Here is a 19424-nt window from a genome sequence, read left to right on the forward strand (position 1 = left end):
GTGCCGCTAAAAATTCGCGATTCACGCGAATTTTCAAACAGACTTTGAACGCTTGCCCTCAAAAAACATGACCCCGGCACCGCGAGTCAGCGGGGCCGGGGCCATGCCATGGGAAGACCGGTGATCGCGGACCTTGCAGTCCTCAGACGATGCCCGCGCCAAGGCCGACCGCACGGCGTTCCTGCGCCTTGCGTTCGCGCCAGCGGCTCTCGCGGTAGGTGCCCAGCACGTCGATGGCGCCGCCCGCTTCCAGACGCGCCTTGGCGAGGATCGGCGAGACATCGACGTTGTAGGCCCGGCGCAGCGCCTGGAAGGCCATCATCGTGTCATTGGCCTCCTGCGAGAGATGCAGCGCCTCGCGGTCGACCAGCAGGGCCTTGGCAAAGCACTGGCCGATCGCTTCGGCGGAAGACAGCATGGACTCGATCGGGTCGGTGACGTTGTGCGACTGGTCGATCATGTAGGCGGGCTTGAAGCCGTCACGCGGGTTCAGTTCGGCCTCGACCAGTTCGTTGAACACCAGGAACAGCTGGTGCGGGTTGATTGAGCCGGAATCGAGATCGTCGTCGCCATACTTGCTGTCGTTGAAGTGGAAGCCGCCCAGCTTGCCGAAGCGGTGGAGGCGCGCCACGATCTGTTCGATGTTCACGTTCGGCGCATGGTGGCCCAGATCGACGAGACACTTGGCCTTGGGGCCAAGCTCCTGCGCGGCGAGGATCGAGGAGCCCCAGTCGTTGATGACGGTGGAGTAGAATGCGGGCTCGAACATCTTGTGCTCCAGCAGCATCCGCCAGTCATCGGGAAGCGCGGCATAGACTTGCGACGCAGCTTCCAGATAGCGGTCGAGGCTGCGGCCAAGGTCCTGCTGGCCGGGGAAGTTGGTGCCGTCGCCCACCCACACGGTGAGATCGGTTGAACCGAGCTGCTGGCCGATTTCGATGCATTCGATATTGTGTTCCACCGCCTGCTGGCGCGTTGCCTCGATGGTCGAGGACAGCGAGCCGGTGGCGTACGTCTGCGCCTGATCCTGCTGGTCCTGGAAGGTGTTCGAGTTCACCGCATCGAAGCCGAGGCCGAGGCTGGCAGCCTCTTCGCGCAGGCCCTTGTAGTCGCTCACCTTGTCCCACGGGAAGTGCGGTGAGACTCGCGGGGTCAGGCGGCCCAGCTGGTTGATGACCGCACAGTCCTCCAGCTTCTCGTGGATATTGGTCGGCTCGCCCGCCATCGGGAACTTGGCAAAGCGGGTGCCGCCGCGCCCGGCACCCCAAGAGGGGACCGCGACGGAGAAGTTGGCGACGCGGGTCTTGATCGCGTCGATGCCGATACCGGCGCGCTCCAGCTTGCGGCCAAGCGCGGCGTATTCGTCCTCCAGCGCGTCGATCTGGCGCGCGTTCGCCTCGTCGATCAGCTCGCGCGAGATGGGCAGGTTGGTCATGGGTCTATCCTCTTCCGTATTCTTTTGTGCCGTGGAGCGGGGCGGCCTTGCGGCCATGCCCCGCCCGTCAGGTATCAGCGCGTAAGCGTCCTCAGCGGGTGAAAGCCTGAGCGTTGCCCGCATCGACGTTGATCATGTTGCCGGTGGACTTTGCCGACATGTCGCTCGCAAGGAAATAGACGGCTTCGGCGATATCCTCGGGCAGCACGTCGCGCTTGAGCATCGAGCGCTGGCGATAGTGCTCTTCCAGTTCCTTGCCGGAATCGATGCCGTGGGCACCCGCGCGCTCCTTGCGCCAGTCGCCATCCCAGATGCGGCTGCCACGGATGACGGCATCGGGATTGACCACGTTGACGCGGATACCGGCAGGCGCGCCTTCCAGCGCGAGGCAGCGGGCGAGGTGGTTCGCCGCCGCCTTGGCCGAGGCATAGGCGCTGGCGTTGGTGGCCGCCGCCACGCCGTTCTTCGAGCCGATGAACACGACGGACGAACCGCCCTGTTCCTTCATGCCCTTCAGCAGCGGCCATGCCGCGCGGCTGGTGAGGAAATAGCCCTCGGCCAGCACGTTGTAATTGCGGTTCCACAGCTCGATGGTGGTCTCTTCCAGCGGTGCGGAAGAGGCGATCCCGGCATTGGCGACAAGGATGTCGAGCCCGCCGAACTCGCGCGCGGCAGCGGCGAAGGCATTGGCCACCTGCGCCTCGTCGGTCACGTCGCAGGTGACGGCGCGCACGACATCGCGGCCATACTGCTTGGCGAACCCGGCACGCACTTCCTCGACCGCGTTGGCGTCGCGGTCGGCCAGCATCACGCAGGCACCGTCGGTAAGCAGGCGGGCCGCAGTCGCTGCGCCGATCCCGCCCGCACCGCCGGTGACGAGGGCAATGCGCCCGACCAGCGGCTTGGGCTTGGGCATGCGCTGGAGCTTGGCTTCTTCGAGCAGCCAGTATTCGATATCGAAGGCTTCCTGCTCGTCGAGCGCGATGTAGTCACCGATGGCCTCGGCGCCGCGCATCACGTTGATGGCATTGCCGTAGAACTCCCCCGCAAGGCGCGCAGTGGTCTTGTCGGTGGCGAACGTCATGCGGCCGATGCCGGGAACGAGCACGACGATCGGGTTGGGATCGCGCATCGCGGGCGAATTGGCACGCTTGCAGCGCTCGTAATAGGCCGCGTACATCGCGCGGTAGTCGGCTACCTTCTGCGCCAGATAGGCATCGTCCTGAAGCCGCTCGGGATCGAGGGTGAGCGGCGCGATCTTGGTGCGCAGGAAGTGATCGGGGCACGATGTGCCAAGGTCCGCCAGCTTCAGGAACTCGGCTGAATTGACGAACTCCAGCGCCTCGGCATCGTCCGAAAAATGGCCGACCTTACGCCGCGCGCCGGTCATCTGGGACCGGAGGCGCGGCATAAGGTCGGCAGCAAGGGCTGCGCGATCCGGAGAGGTCTGGTGGATCGCACCGCCGAATGCGGGTGCGGTTTCGAGACGGGCATTGAGGTACTTCGCGGCATCCGCGATCAGCTCGACGGTGTGCTCGTAGCAGGCCTTGGCGCTGTCGGCCCAGCAGATGATGCCGTGCCCTGCCAGCATCACGCCTTCGAGATGCGGGTTGGCGGCGACGTAATCGCGCAGCATCACGCCCAGCGTGTAGCCGGGGCGCTTCCACGGCAGCCAGCCGATCTTGCCGCCCCAGATTGCCTGCGTCGCCGCTTCGCCGCCGGAACTCGCCGCCAGCGCGATGATCGCGTCGGGGTGAACGTGGTCGACATGGGCGAAGGGCAGCAGCGAGTGCAGCGGGGTGTCGATGGAGGCGGCGCGGCCGTTCAGGTTGAACGTGCAGTGCGGGAGGAAGCCGACCATCTTGTCGTCATCGTCCGGCCCGGAATAGTGCGCTTCGAGGCCGAGCAGCTTGTCCTGATAGAGCGTGGCGAAACCATCGAGCTTCATCGAGCCGATATCGCCGCCCGAACCCTTCACCCACAGCACTTCAACCGGGCCGCCGGTGAGCGGATCGATCTCGCTCAGCTTGGCCGACGTATTGCCGCCGCCGAAGTTGGTGACGGTGAGATCCGAGCCCAGCAGGTTCGAACGGTAGAGCAGCAGCGCTTCGGGCGAGAGCGTTGCCGCAACCGATTCGTCCCAGCGGCTGGTCGGCACGGCAAAGGGAATCGCGGCCGCTGGATTTCCGGGGTTTCCGGCCGGACTTGGGCGGGTTTCGGTGATGGTGTTCATGGGCTCCTCTCTAACATTTGTGCTTTGCTTGAGCAATCGTATCCGATAGAAAGCAATCAATAGCAATCACGAATTGCAATCATAAGTCATCATGTGCAGGTTGGCCCGCACAAGACATAAGTCAGCCCGTCAGGCCGAAATGCGGCCGATGGATCATACGGAGAGGTTTGCGAATCGCCATGAGCAGGTCAGGCACCACCATCGTCGTCGACATCGGCAAGACGCTCAGCAAGGTCACGTGCTGGACGCGCGAAGGGCACATGACCGAGCGCATGGTGCGGCCCAACGAAGTGCGCGAGGAGGGCGGCATCCGCCGCCTCGACATCGACGGGATCGGCGCGTGGCTGCGCGAATGTCTGGCGGCGCTGCGCGGCAATCCGATCGAGGCGATCGTGCCGGTGGCGCATGGCGCAGGCGTAGTGGCGCTGGGAACCGATGCTTCCGGCATGCAGGGTGCGCTGTTTGCGCCGTTCGATTACGAACAGCCGATCCCGCCCGAAGTGATGTCCGCCTATCGCGAGGAGCGAGACGCCTTCGCCGTGACCGGCTCGCCTGCCTTGCCGGACGGGCTCAATCTTGGCGCGCAGGTCTACTGGATGGATCGGACCTATCCCGAAGCGATGGCCGAGGCGACGCTGGTGCCCTGGGCGCAATACTGGGCCTGGTTCCTGTCGGGCACGGCGGTCAGCGAAGTGACCAGTCTTGGCTGTCACACCGATCTGTGGTCCCCCGGCGAGGCGCGCTTTTCGCCGATGGCGCAGCGGCTTGGCTATGCACGCCGGTTCGCGCCGGTGGTCAAGGCCAGCGAGGTCGTGGGCACGCTGCGTCCCGAACTCGCGCTGATGACCGGGCTGGGTGGCGAGGTCAGCGTGCTGGCGGGCCTGCACGATTCCAACGCAGCGCTGCTGGCAGCGCGCGGTTTCCAGCATATCGCCCGCAAGGAGGCGACGATCCTGTCCACCGGCACCTGGTTCATCGGCATGCGCCTGCCGAACGAGAATTTCTCGATGGCCTCGCTGCCCGCCGGGCGCGACACGCTGGTCAATGTCGATGCCTATGGCTGGCCGGTGCCCTCGGCGCGCTTCATGGGCGGGCGCGAGATCGAATCGGTGATCCAGATCGATACCCGCCGGGTCGACATCAAGCCCGACCAGCCGCTGCTGATGGAGGCGGTCCCCGGCCTGCTGGCACGCGGCACGATGATGCTGCCCACGCTCGCTCCCGGTTTCGGACCGTTTCCGAACGGCAAGGGCACATGGCTTGACCGTCCGGCGGAGTGGGCCGGAACATGGTATGCCCGCCGCGCCGCGATCTGCCTCTACGCCGCGCTGGTGGCCGATACGATGCTCGACCTCATCGGCTCGAAGGAGCGCCTGCTGGTGGAGGGGCGCTTTGCCGAGGCGCAGGTCTTCGTGCGGGCGCTGGCGGCGCTGCGGCCCAGCACCGACGTCTATGTCGCCAACGCCCATAACGACGTCTCGTTCGGCGCGCTGCGGCTGATCAATCCGCTGCTCAAACCCAGCGGCGGATTGACGCTGGTCGAGCCGCTGGAAGGCGATCTGGAAGGCTACCGCCGGAAGTGGCGCACGCATGTGGCGCAGGAGGCGGCCGCGTGATCACCGCCTCGATTGCCGATTTTCGTGAGGCCGCGCGTCGTCGCCTGCCGCGCTTCCTGTTCGAATATATCGATGGCGGTTCCTACGCCGAGGAGACGCTGCGCCGGAACGTCTCGGACCTTGCCGGGCTCGCGCTGCGCCAGCGGGTGCTGCGCGACGTGTCGAACATCGACCTGTCGACCAACCTGTTCGGGCAGGACTGGCGCCTGCCGCTGGCGCTGGCCCCCATCGGGTTGGCGGGTCTCAACGCCCGGCGCGGCGAGAAGCAGGCCGTGCGCGCGGCGGACAAGGCTGGCGTGCCGTTCACGCTGTCCACCGTGGGCGCCTGCGACATCGGCGAAGTGGCCGAAGCCGCCAGTCGCCCGTTCTGGTTCCAGCTCTACATGATCCGCGATCGCGTGTTCATGAAGGAGCTGATGGCCAAAGCGGTCGAGGCGGGATGTTCGACGCTGGTGTTCACCGTCGACATGCCGGTGCCGGGCAGCCGCTATCGCGATTATCACACCGGGCTTGCCGGATCGGGTGGCCTCAAGGGCGCGGCGTGGCGCGTGGCGCAGGCCATGGCCCGGCCGGGCTGGGCGTGGGACGTCGGCATTCACGGGCGACCGCACACGCTGGGCAACGTCGCTCCGGTCCTGAAGGGCAACACCGGAATCGAGGACTTCTTCAAGTGGATGCGCGAGAATTTCGACCCCTCGATCAACTGGCGCGATCTCGATTTCATCCGTTCCGAATGGAAAGGCCCGCTGGTCATCAAGGGCATTCTCGACCCTGAGGATGCGAAGGAAGCCGCAGAGCTTGGCGCGGACGGCATCGTCGTCTCGAACCATGGCGGGCGCCAGCTGGACGGCGTGCTGTCGAGCGCACGGGCGCTGCCGCCCATTGCGGATGCGGTGGGAGACCGGCTGACAGTGCTGGCCGACGGCGGCATCCGCTCCGGCCTCGACGTGGTGCGGATGCTGGCGCTGGGCGCGAAGGGCGTACTGCTGGGCCGCGCGTGGGTCTATGCACTGGGCGCAGGGGGCGAGGCGGGCGTGACCAAGGCGCTCTCGATCATCGAGGCCGAAATGCGCGTCGCCATGGCGCTGACCGGCTGCACGCGCATCGAAGATATAAACAGAACGATACTTGCGGGAGAGAACCAATGAGTTCGGGAGAGCACAACAGCTGGCGGGACACGATCCTGGCCGGGCTGGCCAACTATATCGACGCCGGGTCCATTGTCTCGGGTTCGGTCGCGCTGGCGCTGTGGAAGGAACAGTACCACCTGACCGACAGCTTCATCGGCCTGATCGGCGCCTTCTCCGCCAATGCCATCTCGGCGGGCGTCGGCGCGCTGATCGGTGGGCGGTTGTGCGATCTGTTCGGCCGCAAGAAGATCTACCAGTACGATATGCTGTTCTATGCGTTCGGCATGCTGTTCCTGGTCTTCGCCTCGGCGGCATGGATGATCATCGTCGGCTTCCTGCTGGTCGGGCTGGCGGTGGGCGCGGACATTCCCGCCAGCTGGTCGCTGATCGCCGAGCGCGCTCCCGATGACAGACGCGGGGCGCATTCGGGTGTCGCGCAGATCTTGTGGTATCTGGGCCCCGTTGCGGTCCTGCTGGCGGCCTATTTCCTCAAGCCCTTCGGCATCGACGGCGTGCGCTGGCTGTTCATCCATCTGCTGGTGCTGGCGGTGGCGCTTACCTTCCTGCGCTCGCAGATGAAGGAATCCGAGCGCTGGACCGAGCAGGCGAGCAGCGCCGCGCAGACCGGCGCGAAGATGCCGGGCTGGAGCGCGGTGCTGACGCCCAAGCACCTGTCCGCCGTGATGTACCTCGTCGTGATGTACGGCATGTGGAACCTGTGGGCGGGCTACAACGGCTTTTTCACGCCCTACCTGATCGAGCAGAATCACCTGCCGGCGTGGGCCGCGACGGTGCTGCCCGCCAGCTACTTCTTCATCGGCATGCTCTCGATCCTGTTCGTGTTCATGCCGCTGGCCGACAAGGTGGACCAGCGCAAGCTGTTCGGCATTTCGGCGGTGATGCATGTGATCGGCATGGCGCTGCTGGCGGTGTTCGGCTTCAAGCTGGAAGTCGTGATCGCGCATATCGTCATCATGGGCATCGCCGGAGGCTTCGGCGCGCAGAGCTTCTTCCAGTTGTGGAGCGCCGAGCTGTTCCCCACTGCCATCCGCTCGACCGCGCAAGGGCTGTCCTTCGCGATCGTGCGCATCGGCCTTGGCCTGTGGAGCCTTGCGGTTCCTGCGCTGGCGGCAAACGACTTTACCGAGCTGGCGTGGATCCTTACGGGCTTCCTTGCGGTCAGCGGGATCGTCGGCATGTTGTGGGCGCCGCGCAACGAGGGCAAGTCGCTCGAACAGCTGGAGGCCGAGCGTGCTGCCAGCGGTGAAGGCGCCGCCACGGTGCATCGTCCCGCCGTCTACGGAACCGGAGTGGAGTGAGCTACGCAATGCATGCCGAGGAACGCGAGAGGCTGATCCTGGAGGCCATGGCCGCCACCGGCTTCGTCAGCTATCGCGACCTCGAAGCGCGGCTGGCAGCCTCTCCGGCGACGATCCGGCGCGATCTTTCGCGGTTGGAGAGCGATGGCCGCATCCTGCGCGTCCACGGCGGGGCCAAGCTGCCCGAAGACGAGCAGGGCGAGGGGAAGGGCGATGCCCTGCGCGGTACGCCTTTCATCCAGTCGATCACCCAGCACCTGCCCGCCAAGCAGGCGATTGGCCGCGCGGCGGCAGCGCTGTGCTCGCCTGGCGAGGGGGTAATGATCGACGGCGGCACCACCACGCTGCAGATGTGCCCGCATCTGGCAGGGCTTGGCCTTCAGGTGCTGACCAACTCGCTGCATATCGTCGATGCGCTGCTGCCGCAGATCGATACGCGGGTGCTGCTGCCGTCGGGCACGGTGTTTCGCGAGCAGAACATCGTGCTGGCGCCTGCGGGTGAGGATTTGATGCCGCGCTTCCATGCCCCGCGCCTGTTTATGGGCGCGGCGGCGGTCGGCCCGCAGGGCGTGATGCAGCACGACGTGATCCTCGTGGCCGCCGAACGCCGCTTCATGGACCGCGCCGAGGAAGTGATCCTGCTGGTCGACAGCTCGAAATTCCGCAATTCCTCGGGCGCGATCGTGTGCGGACTGGACGAGGTGGATCTGGTCATCACCGACGCCGGGATCGAACCGGAAACGCTGGCGCGCCTGCGCGGGGACGGCGTGCGGGTGATCGTCGCGCCGTAAGGGGAAAGGGGAAGCGCACGGCGCGCTCCCCCCAAATCCTCAGAGTCCGTTTGAAAATTCGCGAAAGGCAAATTTTGCGGCGCTGGTGCCGAACCAAAAATGCCCATCAGGGCATTTTCCAAACGGGGCCTCAGTCCTTCCAGCTGCGGGCCGAGAGGTGCACCTTTACCGGCTGGCCAAGATGCTGGGCGTCCGAACCCAGCGCGAAAGTGTAGTCTCCCGCTGCGATCGACCAGCCGCCGTCCTTCCATTCGGCCAGCAGGCGCGGGTCGATGGTCACGCTGACCTTCTGCGAGGCGCCGGGCGCAAGGTCCACCCGCTGGAACCCGACGAGGCGCTGGCGCGGCGTGCCTGCCTGCGAGATCATGTAGAGCTGGCCCACGGTCGCGCCCTGAACCTTGCCGGTGTTGGACAGCGTGAAGCTGGCCGTCTTGCCGTCCGTCTTCAGACCCGCCGAGGCAAAGGTGGTGTAGGACAGGCCGAAGCCGAACGGGAACAGCGGGGCTTCGCCCTTGCGCGCGAACCAGCGATAGCCGACGTCCGAGCCTTCGATGTTGTAATCCGCTGTGATCTTGGCGTCGGGAGTCGGCGGATCGCCCGCGAAGTTGGGCTCGAACTCGTTGTAGCCGTCCAGCACCGGGCGGGGCAGCTGATCGACGTTCCTGGGGAAAGTGATCGGCAGGTGGCCCGAAGGATTGACCTTGCCGAACAGCACATCGGCAATCGCCTCGCCGCCGCGCGCGCCGGGGAACCAGGCTTCCATCACCGCAGCAGTCCTGTCGAGCCAGGGCATCGCCACCGGGTTGCCGGTTTCGAGCACGACGATGGTGTGCGGGTTGGCCGCGGTGACGGCAGCGATCAGTTCGTCCTGACCGTAAGGCAGCGAAAGGTCGGCCTGATCGAAGCCCTCCGACGAAGGCTTTACGGCGAAGACGATCGCCACGTCGGCCTTCTTCGCCTGCTCCACCGCATCGGCGATCACGTCACCGCTGCGGTAGGTGATGGTGGCGTCGGGCGCGAGCGCCTTGATCGCCTTCATCGGCGAGGAGGGCTGCCAGGTCGGCGCAATCAAGGCGTCGAAGCCGGTATGCTCGCCGCTCTGGATCGTGACGACTGGGCCGTCCTTGCCGTGGACCTGGCTGGAACCGCCGCCGGTCAGCACCCCGGCATTGGCATAGCCGCCGATCACCGCGATGCGCTTGGCCGAGGCCGCCAGCGGCAGCGCACCGCCTTCGTTGCGCAGCAGGACGATACCCTGCCGGGCGATGTCGCCCGAGATCTGCGCATCGGCATCGAAGTCGATGGTGCCGCCGGGCTTGGCCGGATTGGCGTCGAGCCCTGCCGCATAGATCGAGGTGAGCACGCGGCGGTTCATGTCATCGAGGCGCGCGGCCCATGCGGGGTCTTTTGCGGCGGCAGCGGCCAGCGGCTTGTCCAGCCACACCTGCTTGTCGAGCTGCTCGCCCGATTGCTGGTCGAGCCCGTGGATGGCGGTTTCCAGCGAGGGCACTGCACCCCAGTCCGACATGACGAAGCCCTTGAAGCCCCAGTCCTTCTTCAGCACGGTGTTCAGCAGATAGTCGTTATCGCACGCGCTGGCGCCGTTCACCTTGTTATAGGCGCACATGACGGCAAGCGGCTGGCCCTTCTCAATCCCGATCTGGAAGGCCAGCAGGTCGCTTTCGCGCGCGGCGGGATCGCTGATGTCGGAACTGACGAACTTGCGGCCCGTCTCCTGCCCGTTGAGCGCGAAGTGCTTGATCGTCGAGATGATGTGGTTCGACTGGATACCGGTGATCGCCGCGCCGACGAGATCGCCGGTCAGCAGCGGATCTTCCGAGAAATATTCGAAAGTACGGCCCGCGCGCGGATCGCGCATCAGGTTGGCGCCGCCTGCCAGCAGCACGTTGAAGCCTTTGGCGCGGGCCTCCGAACCGATCATCGCGCCGCCCTTGCGCAGCGCTTCGGGGTTCCAGCTCGATGCCATCGACAGGCTCGATGGCAGGCCGGTGGCGCCGTCCTTGCGCATGCCCATGACGTAGGCGACGCCGAGGCTGGCGTCGGTCTCGGTCAGCGCAGGCACGCCCAGGCGGGGAATGCCGTGAATGAAGCCTGCGCCCCAGATTGCGCCTTCGGGCAGCGTCGGCAGAGTGGGGCCGAGCGGAAGCGCCATGATGCCGTGGGTCAGCACCGTCTTTTCGGCAGGCGTCATCTGCGCGAGCGTCTTGTCGGCCTCTGCCTCAGCGGCGGCAAGCGGGGCATCGCTGCCTTTGGCCTGAGCAGCGGAAGCGGTTAGGACAAGCGCGATGGCGCCCAGCGAAACGGACAACGTAGATGCAAGACGGCGGTGCATGACGAACCTCTCAATCGATTGTTGTAGCGCGCCTTTATGGGCACGCGGTTGTTGCACCGCGATGCATAACGGACTCTGCGCGAAAGGGAATTGCCGGTCGGCTATTTTTGCGTTGCGTAGGGATCACCGCTGGCGGCGTGCGCTTCGAGGAAATCGAGGCGCTGCTTCTCAAAGTCCTTGAGAATGTTCGGACCGGCATTGGTGAACGCGATCTGTGCAGAATCGGAAACAGTGTAGCGCGGCCATTGCGGTGCCCCGGTGTGGTTGGGATTGCCGTTGCGCGCGAAAGCGACCCAATAAGCCGAGGTGAGCTTGGCCGTGGCCTCGTCCCCGGTGGTCCAGCCGGGTTTCGAGACGTCGGTCGGCGTATCGAACACGAACTCGATCTCGTCGCTGTGACCGACGCCGGGGCGGACGCTGCGCTGCGCTTGTGGCACATAGGCGAAGCGGTAGAGGTAGGTGGGATTGCCTGCCGCGACGGAAAGGCGAGCAGTGGCGCGGGCGGGCTCGACCATCGCGGCATCGCCCCACATCCGCGTTATGGCCTTGTCCTGGCCGACAGTCGCCACATTGTAGAGCGCCAGCGCCTTGTCGGCATCGGACCCAAGGCTCTTGAGCTTGGCTTCGGCAACGCCGGGCATCCAGCGCAGAAGGCTTTCCTCCCAGTCATTGGCGCCGATCAGCAGGGGCACTTTCGCGGAACGACCCTGTGCGAAGGCGACGGCTGGCGCCTCGGTGATGAGCTTGCCGTCGATCATCGGTTCGCGGACTTGCGTGACCGGTGCATCGAGCACCGTTTCGGCGGGAAGCGCGCGCAAGGCGGCAGGATTGTCGGAGGTCACGCCCTTGCTCTTGGCCCAGGCAAGATCCTGCTTTTCTGCCACCGCTAGCGGGGGCAGCCAGCGCCGGGGCGAGCCGGACTCGGCGATCGCGCGCTGGAACAGGCCGTGTGCAGGCGGCACCGCCATCAGCGTGGAGACGGCGACGGCGCCAGCGGACTCGCCGAAGATCGTGACCTTGCCGGGATCGCCGCCGAAGGCTGCGATATTATTCTTCACCCATTTGAGCGCGGCGATCTGGTCCATCAGCCAGTAGTTGCCGCAGGCCTCGCCCGGATGTTGCGCGCAGAGCGCTGGCGTTGCGAACACGCCGAAGCGGGCGAGGCGATAGTTCAGCGTCACCACGATCACGCCCTGCCGCGCCAATGCCGAGCCGTCGTAGACCGGCATCGAGCCTGATCCCATGATAAAGGCGCCGCCGTAGATCCACACCATCACCGGCAGCGGTTTTGCGCTCTTGCGGGCGCCGTCTGGCCGCCAGACGTTGAGGTAGAGGCAGTCTTCGCTGGCCTTGTAGTCATGGCCTGCGGGCAGGTGGTTGTGGGCCAGATCCTGCATGCAGTCGTTGCCGAAATGCGTGGCGTCGCGCACACCGCTCCAGCCCGCAGCTGGCTGCGGTGCGCGCCAGCGCAGGTCGCCCACTGGCGGCGCGGCATAGGGAATGCCGCGAAAGCTCTCGACACCCTTGCCGGAAAGTCCGGTGAGCGTGCCCTGCGCAATCTTCACCTCCGGCGCGCCTGGCGCAGCATGGCACGGAAGCGCGGAGAAGCCGAGCGCGGCGAACAGGGCAAGGCGAAGCGGGCGGAAGGGCAAGGCGGCACCTTTCGGGAAGGGATTGTGACGGGGTAACAATGGCGGTGCGCCGTCGCGTTCGTCTTGATCGCTCGCGCCGCCAGTCTTGCATTGCGTGTCATGGAGCGGGGCATGGGGCAGGATCGGGACGCGAACGGTCAAGACCTCGGGCCGATGGAAACAAGACGGGCAGGGGTGCTCTGGCTTAGACCAAGGGGCATAGATGCTGTAAGGAATGGACCGCCATGACCGATACCCTCCCGCGCCTTCGCACAACGCCTTTCCGTGACGATATCAATTTCGGCGCGGTGATCCATGACGTCGATCTCGCCAGCGCCGACGAGGATACGCTGAAAGCCGTGGTCGACGAGTTCCATCATTCGGGCGCGATCCTGCTGCGCGGCCAGTCGATGGAACCAGGCGATCTGGTGCGCTTCGTCTCGATGTTCGGTGAGGCCGAGGATCACACGAACAAGGCTTTCGTGATGGACGGGTTCGAGAAGATCTACATTCTGTCCAACCGCATCGGCAGCCACCGCGACGGCGTGGGCTGGCACACCGACTATTCCTACAAGGAAGAGCCGGTGATGTGCACCATGCTCTACAGCGTGGAAGTGCCCGAGGAAGGCGGCCAGACGATGCTGGCGGACATGGTCGCGGCCTATGACGCGCTTCCGGCGGAGCGTCAGGAAGAACTCCAGAAGCTGACCCTGCATCACAGCTGGGAGCACTTCATGGTGCATCGCCTCGAAGCCAAGATGGAGCTGACGCCCGAACTGCTGGCCGAGAACCCCGATGTGATCCACCCGCTGATCCGCACGCATCCGGCCGATGGCCGCAAGGCACTGTGGGTCTCGACCGGCACCGTCAAGAAGATCATCGGTCAGGACGATCCCGAAGATCTGGCCCTGCTCGACGAACTGGTCGAGTTCGGCACGCAGGACAAGTTCGTCTACACGCACGACTGGCAGGTCGGCGACGTGCTGATGTGGGACAACCGCTGCACGCTGCACACCGGCACCGGCTTCGACGACACCAAGTATTACCGCACCATGCACCGCCTGTGGGTGAAGGGTGACAAGCCCTACTGAGCCTTACGGACTGAGGACGAGAAGCCCTTCGGGATCGCCTGAAAACGAAGGCCGGGCGACGATAGTCGGCCCGGTCTTCGTATGTCTGGGGTCGGCGAGATCGTCGGCATGTTCGACAAGCGCGGCCATAAAGGCTGCGCGGGCGCTTTCGGCGAAGGGATTGTCGCAGGCGATGGCGCGAGCGACGTCGGGTGCATCGCCGGAGACCATCGCGCTCGCTTGCGCCAGCAGGTCGAAGCTGCGGGTCGAGAAGCGTCCCGGCGCCAGATCGAGCCGCGCGAAAGCGCCTGCGATCAGGTGGACGAGACCTTGCGTCAGCGCCATCTCGCGGTCGTGTGCCTCCGGTGTCGAGAACAGCGTGCGCAGCCCCAGCACCCGGCGCAGGAACGCGGCGATGCGCACATGTCGGCGGCCTCGCAGCGGGCACAGCACGAGGCGATGACCGGCAAGGCCGTCGCGCGCGCTCTGTGGGCCGAACAGGGGATGCGTGGCGAGCACGTCGATATCCTGCGGCAGTTCGCGCAGCATCGCCTCGGCGGGAAGCACTTTCACCGAGCCGACATCGATCACCAGCGTACCGGGGCGCAAGTGCGGTGCAATCGTGCGGCATACTTCCCCGATGGCAGGGACCGGCACGGCGAGCACCACGATGTCGCTGGCAGCAGCCTCTTGCGGAGAGGCTTGCGGATGGACCGGATCGACGATCCGCAGATCGCAGTGATCGCGCAGGTGGGCGGCGATCAGGCGACCGAAGGCACCATAGCCGAACAGCCCCAGCGTGATCCGGGAATGGGGGCGGGCGCGTGAGGGAGAAGGCGAACTCGGCATGATGCTATGACCTCTGGAAAAGAGCGTCGCGCGGGCCGGAAGATCGTCTTGGTAAAGGTCAACCGCCGGTCACGCAGCGGTTGAAGGATGACAAGGAACCCACCGCCGATCAGCGGCGGTAATAGGACTTCACGAAGGGAAGGGTGCTTGCCATGCCGTGGTGGGTAATCTGCCGCGCAGGCGCTGTCAATCCGCGCTCCGTCCACCGCCGCGCCGGTGCTCGCGCGGGCTCAGACCATAGCGGGAGCGGAACGCGCGCGAGAAGTGTGCGGCATCGTTGAAGCCCCAGCGAAAGGCGATCTCGGAGACCGAGAGCTGGGCGTGCAGCGGGCTGATAAGATCGGCATGGCAGCGCGCCAGTCGCCGTTCGCGCAGCACTTGCGCAAAGTTCAGATCCTGCGCGGAGAGCAACCTCCGCAGATAGCGCGGCGAGATCCCGGCGTCCTGCGCCAGCGTGCTCATCGTCAGGTCGCTCTGGCCGAGCAGCGTTTCGAGGCGTTGCAGGATGCGCTGGAGCAGCGCCGCGCGGGCACCGTCCGCGCCGCCGCGCGCCTGCTGCCCGCCCTGTGCGGCCAGGGTGGCGACAAGGAACTCGATTGCGGCAAGCTCGATCGGGCGCAGCGCCTCGGTGTCGAGATCGTCGAGTCGCTCGCCCACGGCGGCCAGCATCGCGCGGAACACCGCCGCGCTGCCGAGCCTCGCATCGATCCCCAGCAGCGGCGCACCGGGCGCGGCGAGCAGGCGCGGGGCCACGGCAATGGCGGGAAACTGCACGAGGAGCAGGCGGTAACGGTCTGAAAACGAAAGGCTGGAGGCCACGCGGTTGACGCCGAGCACCAGTTGCGTGCAACCGATCTCCAGCGCGATACCCGGACCGGAGAGTTGCGCCTCGCCTTCCAGCACGACCGCCAGCCACAGCCCCTCGGCCTGCTGCTCGGACCGCCCCTCGATGGTCAGGGCGCCGGATTCCAGCCGGGCGAAATGCAGGCCGATGGGGGACTGGAGCACGGTGACCGTCCCCGCCATCGGCGCATCGTGCAGCGGGCGCACCAGCGGCAGGCGCAACCGTGCCATCGCATCGACCCATGCGGCGGTGCGTTCGCGTTCAGGCAGTTGCGTCGTGTCCAGCCGCCAAGCCGGGCTTTCGCCCGTCACCCGGCGGCTGTCGTCTCCGGACCGGCTCAACCTGCGAGCACGCCGACCTTTGGTTCGACGGGCAGTGGGGCGGGCACTGCCGGGCCGCCGTCCCGCGCTTCGAGGTAGCGCTTGACCAGCCACTTGTTGAACTGGACCTGTGCGCCTTCCTGCCAGGAATAGCGGCCGCGCGGGGCGAAGCGCGAACGCAGGCCGACCTGCACCAGTTCGTCGACGTGGAAATCCTGCGCGATGATATGCGAGGTGGCGCGCATGTTCATGTCGAGCTTGTGCTCGAAGGTCGGGTCTTCCATCGCGCCGGGGGCGAACAGCAGGCCGGTATCCATCTCCAGCGATTCCGGGCCGTTGGGGCGCAGGATCAGGTAGATCACCATGTCGCTGGTCATCACCAGGCTGAGCGAGGGCGGCACGTTGGCGAAGGTGAAGCGGTTGCGCGCTTCTTCCGACAGGCCGGGGAACACGGGCAGCACCGCACGCTGGGTGGCGTTGAAGCTGGCATCCTTATGGAGCGTGCCGTTGTACCGCAGGAAGCCGGCATCGGCGGGATCGCTTTCGGGGAACTCGGCCTTGCCCGAGGGCACGAAGTCATGCAGCGGCCCGGCGTGCAGGCGGCTGGCGTGATAGCCGTCGTTGTTGTTCTCGAACATCACCTTCCAGTTCCACGGATGGACATCCGCAGGACCGGGGCGCGGGCCTTCGGCATTGGCAAGGTCGTAACCGGCGATGGCCTTTTCCACCTCGGCAAGGCGCGGGGCGAGCGGTGCGGCGTTCTGGTCGAAGTTGATGAAGATGAAGCCCAGCCACAGCTCCACCTTGAAGCGCGGCAGGCTGTTGGCGGTCTTGTCGAAATTGCAGGTCTTGCTCATCGCGGGCGCCGCGACGAGGCGCCCGTCGAGCGCGTAGCTCCAGTGGTGGTAAGGGCACAGGAAGCCGCGTGCATTGCCGCTGCCTTCCGCCACCAGCATCGCGCGGTGCTGGCACACGGCGGACATGGCCGCGATCTCTCCGGCCTGCGTGCGCGAGACGATTACCGGCTCGCCCACCATGGTGGTGGTGAAGAAGTCGCCCGGATTGGGGATGAACGATTCGCGGCCCACGCACAGCCATTCGCGCATGTAGAGCGCGTCTTTCTCGAACTCGTAGAAATCGGCGCCCGTGTAGCATTCCGGGGGCAGGGTGCAGGCAGTATCGATCTCCTGCGCCGAAGCGGCGAGCGAATCGAAGAAACTGTCTGGCATGCGGCCGCCGTTGGTTGCTCTGGTCATGGCGAAAGTCCCTTGTGGTGCCGTTGCGGCTTGATCGTATGACCCGGATGCTATCGTGAAGCAGACCTGCGGTCTTGATCGGCTGGACCCCCAAACTTGCCCGCGTGCGCCTCCCGCCCCGGCGAGCGGTGCCAAGCAAAACGGCACTGGAGATCAAGCCTTGCAGGGCGCGCCGATGGCAGGGATGAACCATCGTTTCCAATGGGAGAGTGCCTGCATGAGTGTCGTCGTCTTCGGATCGCTCAACCACGATACGGCACTGCGCCTGCCTGCGCGGATGGCCTGGGGCCAGACGCTGCTGACGACCGGGGTCGACATGGCGGTAGGCGGCAAAGGGCTTAACCAGGCCGTTGCCGCCGCGCGCTTCGGGGCCGGGACGCGCATGGCAGGAGCCATCGGTAACGATGCCGAAGGCGCGATGCTGCGCGGCGCGCTGATGGACGAAGGTGTCGATGTCTCCGCGCTCGATGTGCTTGCCGACGTGCCGAGCGGGCGGGCAACGATCCTGATCGAACCGGCGGGCGAGAACATGATCGCGGTCGTGCCCGGCGCCAATCTGCGCGCTCGTCCTGAAGCGGCATGGCAGGCGATCGACACCGAAACGCGTGTGCTGCTGGTCCAGAACGAAGTGGACATCGCCGAGATCGAGCGGCTGTTCGCCAGCGAGCGGGCGGCGGGCCTCACGCGGATTCTCAATGCCGCGCCTGCGGTGCCCGAGGCGGTGCGACTGTTCCCGCTGGTCGATGTGCTGATCGTCAACCAGAGCGAGTGCGCGGACTTCCTCGGCCTCGACAGCGAGCCGCAGGGTGTCGAGGATCTGGGTGTGGTGCGGCAGCTGCTCACTCGCGCCGATCAGTCGGTGGTGGTGACGCTGGGGGCAGGCGGCAGCGCTCTGGTGACGTCCGAGGATATCGTGTTCGCACCGGCCTTCGCGGCGCCCGAAGTGGTCGATACCAGCGGCGCGGGAGACTGCTTCTGCGGCGTACTGGCCGCGTGCATCGATCTGGGGATCGGGATGGAAGCGGGGCTGCGTTATGCCAACGCGGCGGCATCGCTTTCAGTAGGTCGCAAGGGCGCGGCGCCCTCGATGCCGATGCGGGCAGAAGTGGACGCGCTGGTGGGATGAGGTGAGCCCTTGCGCGGGGAGCTATCCTCTCGCGCAAGGGGTGTTCTTTTCAGGCGCTGGCGGCGAGCGCGAGGCCGGAGCCCATTTCGGGTTCATGCGAAATCGCCGTACCTTCCCCGGCTTCCGCCTTGCCAAGGCTCGGGAGGAAGAACAGCAACAGCATCGCCCCGCCCAGCACGCCGCAGATGGCGATGGCCGAATGGGCGTAGGAGCCGCTGGCATCGAAGCTCATGTCCATCAGCGCGGGGGTGGCACCCTGTGCGATGATGACGGCGGAATACATCGCGCCGATGATGCTGCCGTAGCTGCGCAGTCCGAAGTAACGCGAGGCGAAGTAGGGCAGGGCGGCATATTCGGCACCCATGCCGATGCCCAGCATCACGCCCGCGGCGCTGGTTTCCATCATGCCCTTGCCGAATTCGAGCAGCAGCAGTCCGGCGATGGCCGAGGCGAACATCGGTACGATCAGCAGCGGGCTGCGTACCTTGTCGAGCATGGCACCGGTGACGATCTGCCAACTGGCGGTGACAAGCGCGAAGATCGCGATCACGCCGGTCGCTTCGGTAAGGCCAAAGCCGCGATCGGTCATCATCGGCACGACGTGGGTGAACACGGCGGTCATGCCGCCTGCACCTGCCGCCACTGCGATCAGCATGATCCAGAAGCGGGCCGTGCCAGCGGCCTCTCGCAAGGACATGCCGGTGGTCGGAGCCGCGGGGCTTTCGCTGTCGATGCTGCATTCGGGGGCATCGCGCAGGAAGGCGATCAGGACGGGTGCGCCCAGCGCCAGCACGATCAGGCCGAGCACCGCATAAGTATCGCGCCAGCCGATCATAGGCAGCAGGATACCCGCGACGATCGGCAGCAGCGTAGCGCCGAGGCCATTGCCAAGGCCTGCGGTGAGGCCGAGCATCAGGCCGCGGCGGCCATCGAACCAGTTGGACACGACCTTGGAGATCATCGGCGTCGCACAGGTCGCACCGGCCAGACCCATCAGCGCGAACTGGAGATAGAACAGCGTGGTGTTCGCCGGTACGCGCGAGAGCAGCAGGATCAGCACGCCCAGCGCAAGGTTGCCGCCGATCAGCAGGGGCCTCGCGCCGATGCGGTCGATCGCCCGGCCGATCAGCGGATAGGCGACGGCGGAGACCAGCGCGATCAGGCCAAGCGTGCCCGACACTTGCGCGCGCGGCCAGCCGAAGTCCTGCGCGATGGGCACGAGGAACGTGCCGAAGGTCGCGCTGATGGCGGCGGTCAGGCATACGGTATTGCCGACAGTGGCAGCGATCGCGACCTTGGTGGCGCTGGCCAAAGTGGGGGCCGAAGCGGAGGCTGAAGAGGCGCGGCTGATGGGGCGTGATGTCATGGCAGGTCTCCTGCGTGTCCTTGACCATGATTAAATGTCGGGAAGGGCCGTTATCCCAAGCGATTCCTCGGTTTTCCAAGTTTTC

14 protein-coding genes are annotated in these 19424 nt (G+C 65.9%); 6 read left to right on the forward strand and 8 right to left on the reverse strand.

From position 1 onward, the window contains the following. Positions 1–142: 142 nt before the first annotated feature. Positions 143–1435, reverse strand: coding sequence for a sugar isomerase (locus tag AC3EC3_RS02185; protein WP_488488062.1), 1293 nt, complete (start codon positions 1433–1435; stop codon positions 143–145). 91 nt (positions 1436–1526) lie between these two features. Further along, positions 1527–3668, reverse strand: a complete 2142-nt coding sequence (locus AC3EC3_RS02190) for a bifunctional rhamnulose-1-phosphate aldolase/short-chain dehydrogenase (protein WP_488488063.1) — start codon at positions 3666–3668, stop codon at positions 1527–1529. 179 nt (positions 3669–3847) lie between these two features. Here AC3EC3_RS02190 and AC3EC3_RS02195 point away from each other — a divergent pair, with 179 nt between their 5' ends. Genes AC3EC3_RS02195 through AC3EC3_RS02210 form a run of 4 tightly spaced genes read left to right on the forward strand, consistent with a single transcriptional unit; the run spans position 3848 to position 8524 of the window. Then, a complete protein-coding gene (locus AC3EC3_RS02195) occupies positions 3848–5284 on the forward strand; it encodes an FGGY-family carbohydrate kinase (RefSeq protein WP_488488064.1) in 1437 nt (478 codons plus the stop codon). Continuing rightward, positions 5281–6432 carry an FMN-dependent L-lactate dehydrogenase LldD gene (lldD, locus tag AC3EC3_RS02200; protein ID WP_488488065.1) on the forward strand — a complete coding sequence of 384 codons (1152 nt, stop codon included), beginning with the start codon at positions 5281–5283 and terminating at the stop codon, positions 6430–6432. Before AC3EC3_RS02195 ends, lldD begins: the two co-directional genes overlap by 4 nt. Continuing rightward, positions 6429–7733, forward strand: a complete 1305-nt coding sequence (locus AC3EC3_RS02205) for an MFS transporter (RefSeq protein WP_488488066.1) — start codon at positions 6429–6431, stop codon at positions 7731–7733. Before lldD ends, AC3EC3_RS02205 begins: the two co-directional genes overlap by 4 nt. An 8-nt stretch (positions 7734–7741) precedes the next feature. Continuing rightward, entirely contained in the window at positions 7742–8524 is a 783-nt protein-coding gene (locus AC3EC3_RS02210; protein WP_488489171.1) for a DeoR/GlpR family DNA-binding transcription regulator, read from the forward strand. 130 nt (positions 8525–8654) lie between these two features. On the opposite strand, the gene AC3EC3_RS02215 is transcribed toward AC3EC3_RS02210, so the two are convergent. Next, a complete protein-coding gene (locus AC3EC3_RS02215; RefSeq protein ID WP_488488067.1) occupies positions 8655–10877 on the reverse strand; it encodes a glycoside hydrolase family 3 C-terminal domain-containing protein in 2223 nt (740 codons plus the stop codon). Between the two features lie 101 nt (positions 10878–10978). After that, positions 10979–12529 (reverse strand): carboxylesterase/lipase family protein, encoded by a 1551-nt coding sequence (locus tag AC3EC3_RS02220; protein ID WP_488488068.1) that lies wholly within the window; start codon positions 12527–12529, stop codon positions 10979–10981. A gap of 224 nt (positions 12530–12753) precedes the next feature. On the opposite strand from AC3EC3_RS02220, the gene AC3EC3_RS02225 reads away from it, so the two are divergent. After that, positions 12754–13599, forward strand: coding sequence for a TauD/TfdA dioxygenase family protein (locus AC3EC3_RS02225; RefSeq protein ID WP_260927674.1), 846 nt, complete (start codon positions 12754–12756; stop codon positions 13597–13599). 3 nt (positions 13600–13602) lie between these two features. Here the strand turns inward: AC3EC3_RS02225 and AC3EC3_RS02230 are convergent, their stop codons facing one another. From AC3EC3_RS02230 to AC3EC3_RS02240, 3 genes are all read right to left on the reverse strand, one after another. After that, positions 13603–14427, reverse strand: coding sequence for a prephenate dehydrogenase/arogenate dehydrogenase family protein (locus AC3EC3_RS02230; protein WP_488488069.1), 825 nt, complete (start codon positions 14425–14427; stop codon positions 13603–13605). A 186-nt stretch (positions 14428–14613) separates the two neighbouring features. Beyond that, the gene (locus tag AC3EC3_RS02235; RefSeq protein ID WP_488488070.1) at positions 14614–15612 is read right to left on the reverse strand and encodes a helix-turn-helix domain-containing protein; all 999 of its coding nucleotides are present in this window, start codon (positions 15610–15612) and stop codon (positions 14614–14616) included. After that, positions 15609–16847: an aromatic ring-hydroxylating oxygenase subunit alpha gene (locus AC3EC3_RS02240; RefSeq protein ID WP_488488071.1), complete on the reverse strand. Its 1239-nt coding sequence runs from the start codon at positions 16845–16847 to the stop codon at positions 15609–15611. The genes AC3EC3_RS02235 and AC3EC3_RS02240 overlap by 4 nt, the downstream gene beginning before the upstream one ends. Before the next feature lie 217 nt (positions 16848–17064). Here AC3EC3_RS02240 and AC3EC3_RS02245 point away from each other — a divergent pair, with 217 nt between their 5' ends. After that, entirely contained in the window at positions 17065–17973 is a 909-nt protein-coding gene (locus AC3EC3_RS02245; RefSeq protein ID WP_488488072.1) for a ribokinase, read from the forward strand. Between the two features lie 49 nt (positions 17974–18022). Here the strand turns inward: AC3EC3_RS02245 and AC3EC3_RS02250 are convergent, their stop codons facing one another. Continuing rightward, complete coding sequence (locus AC3EC3_RS02250) at positions 18023–19339, reverse strand: MFS transporter (RefSeq protein ID WP_488488073.1); 1317 nt, start codon at positions 19337–19339, stop codon at positions 18023–18025. Positions 19340–19424: the final 85 nt, after the last annotated feature.

It is taken from the genome of Novosphingobium sp. BAM6, from assembly GCF_057784955.1.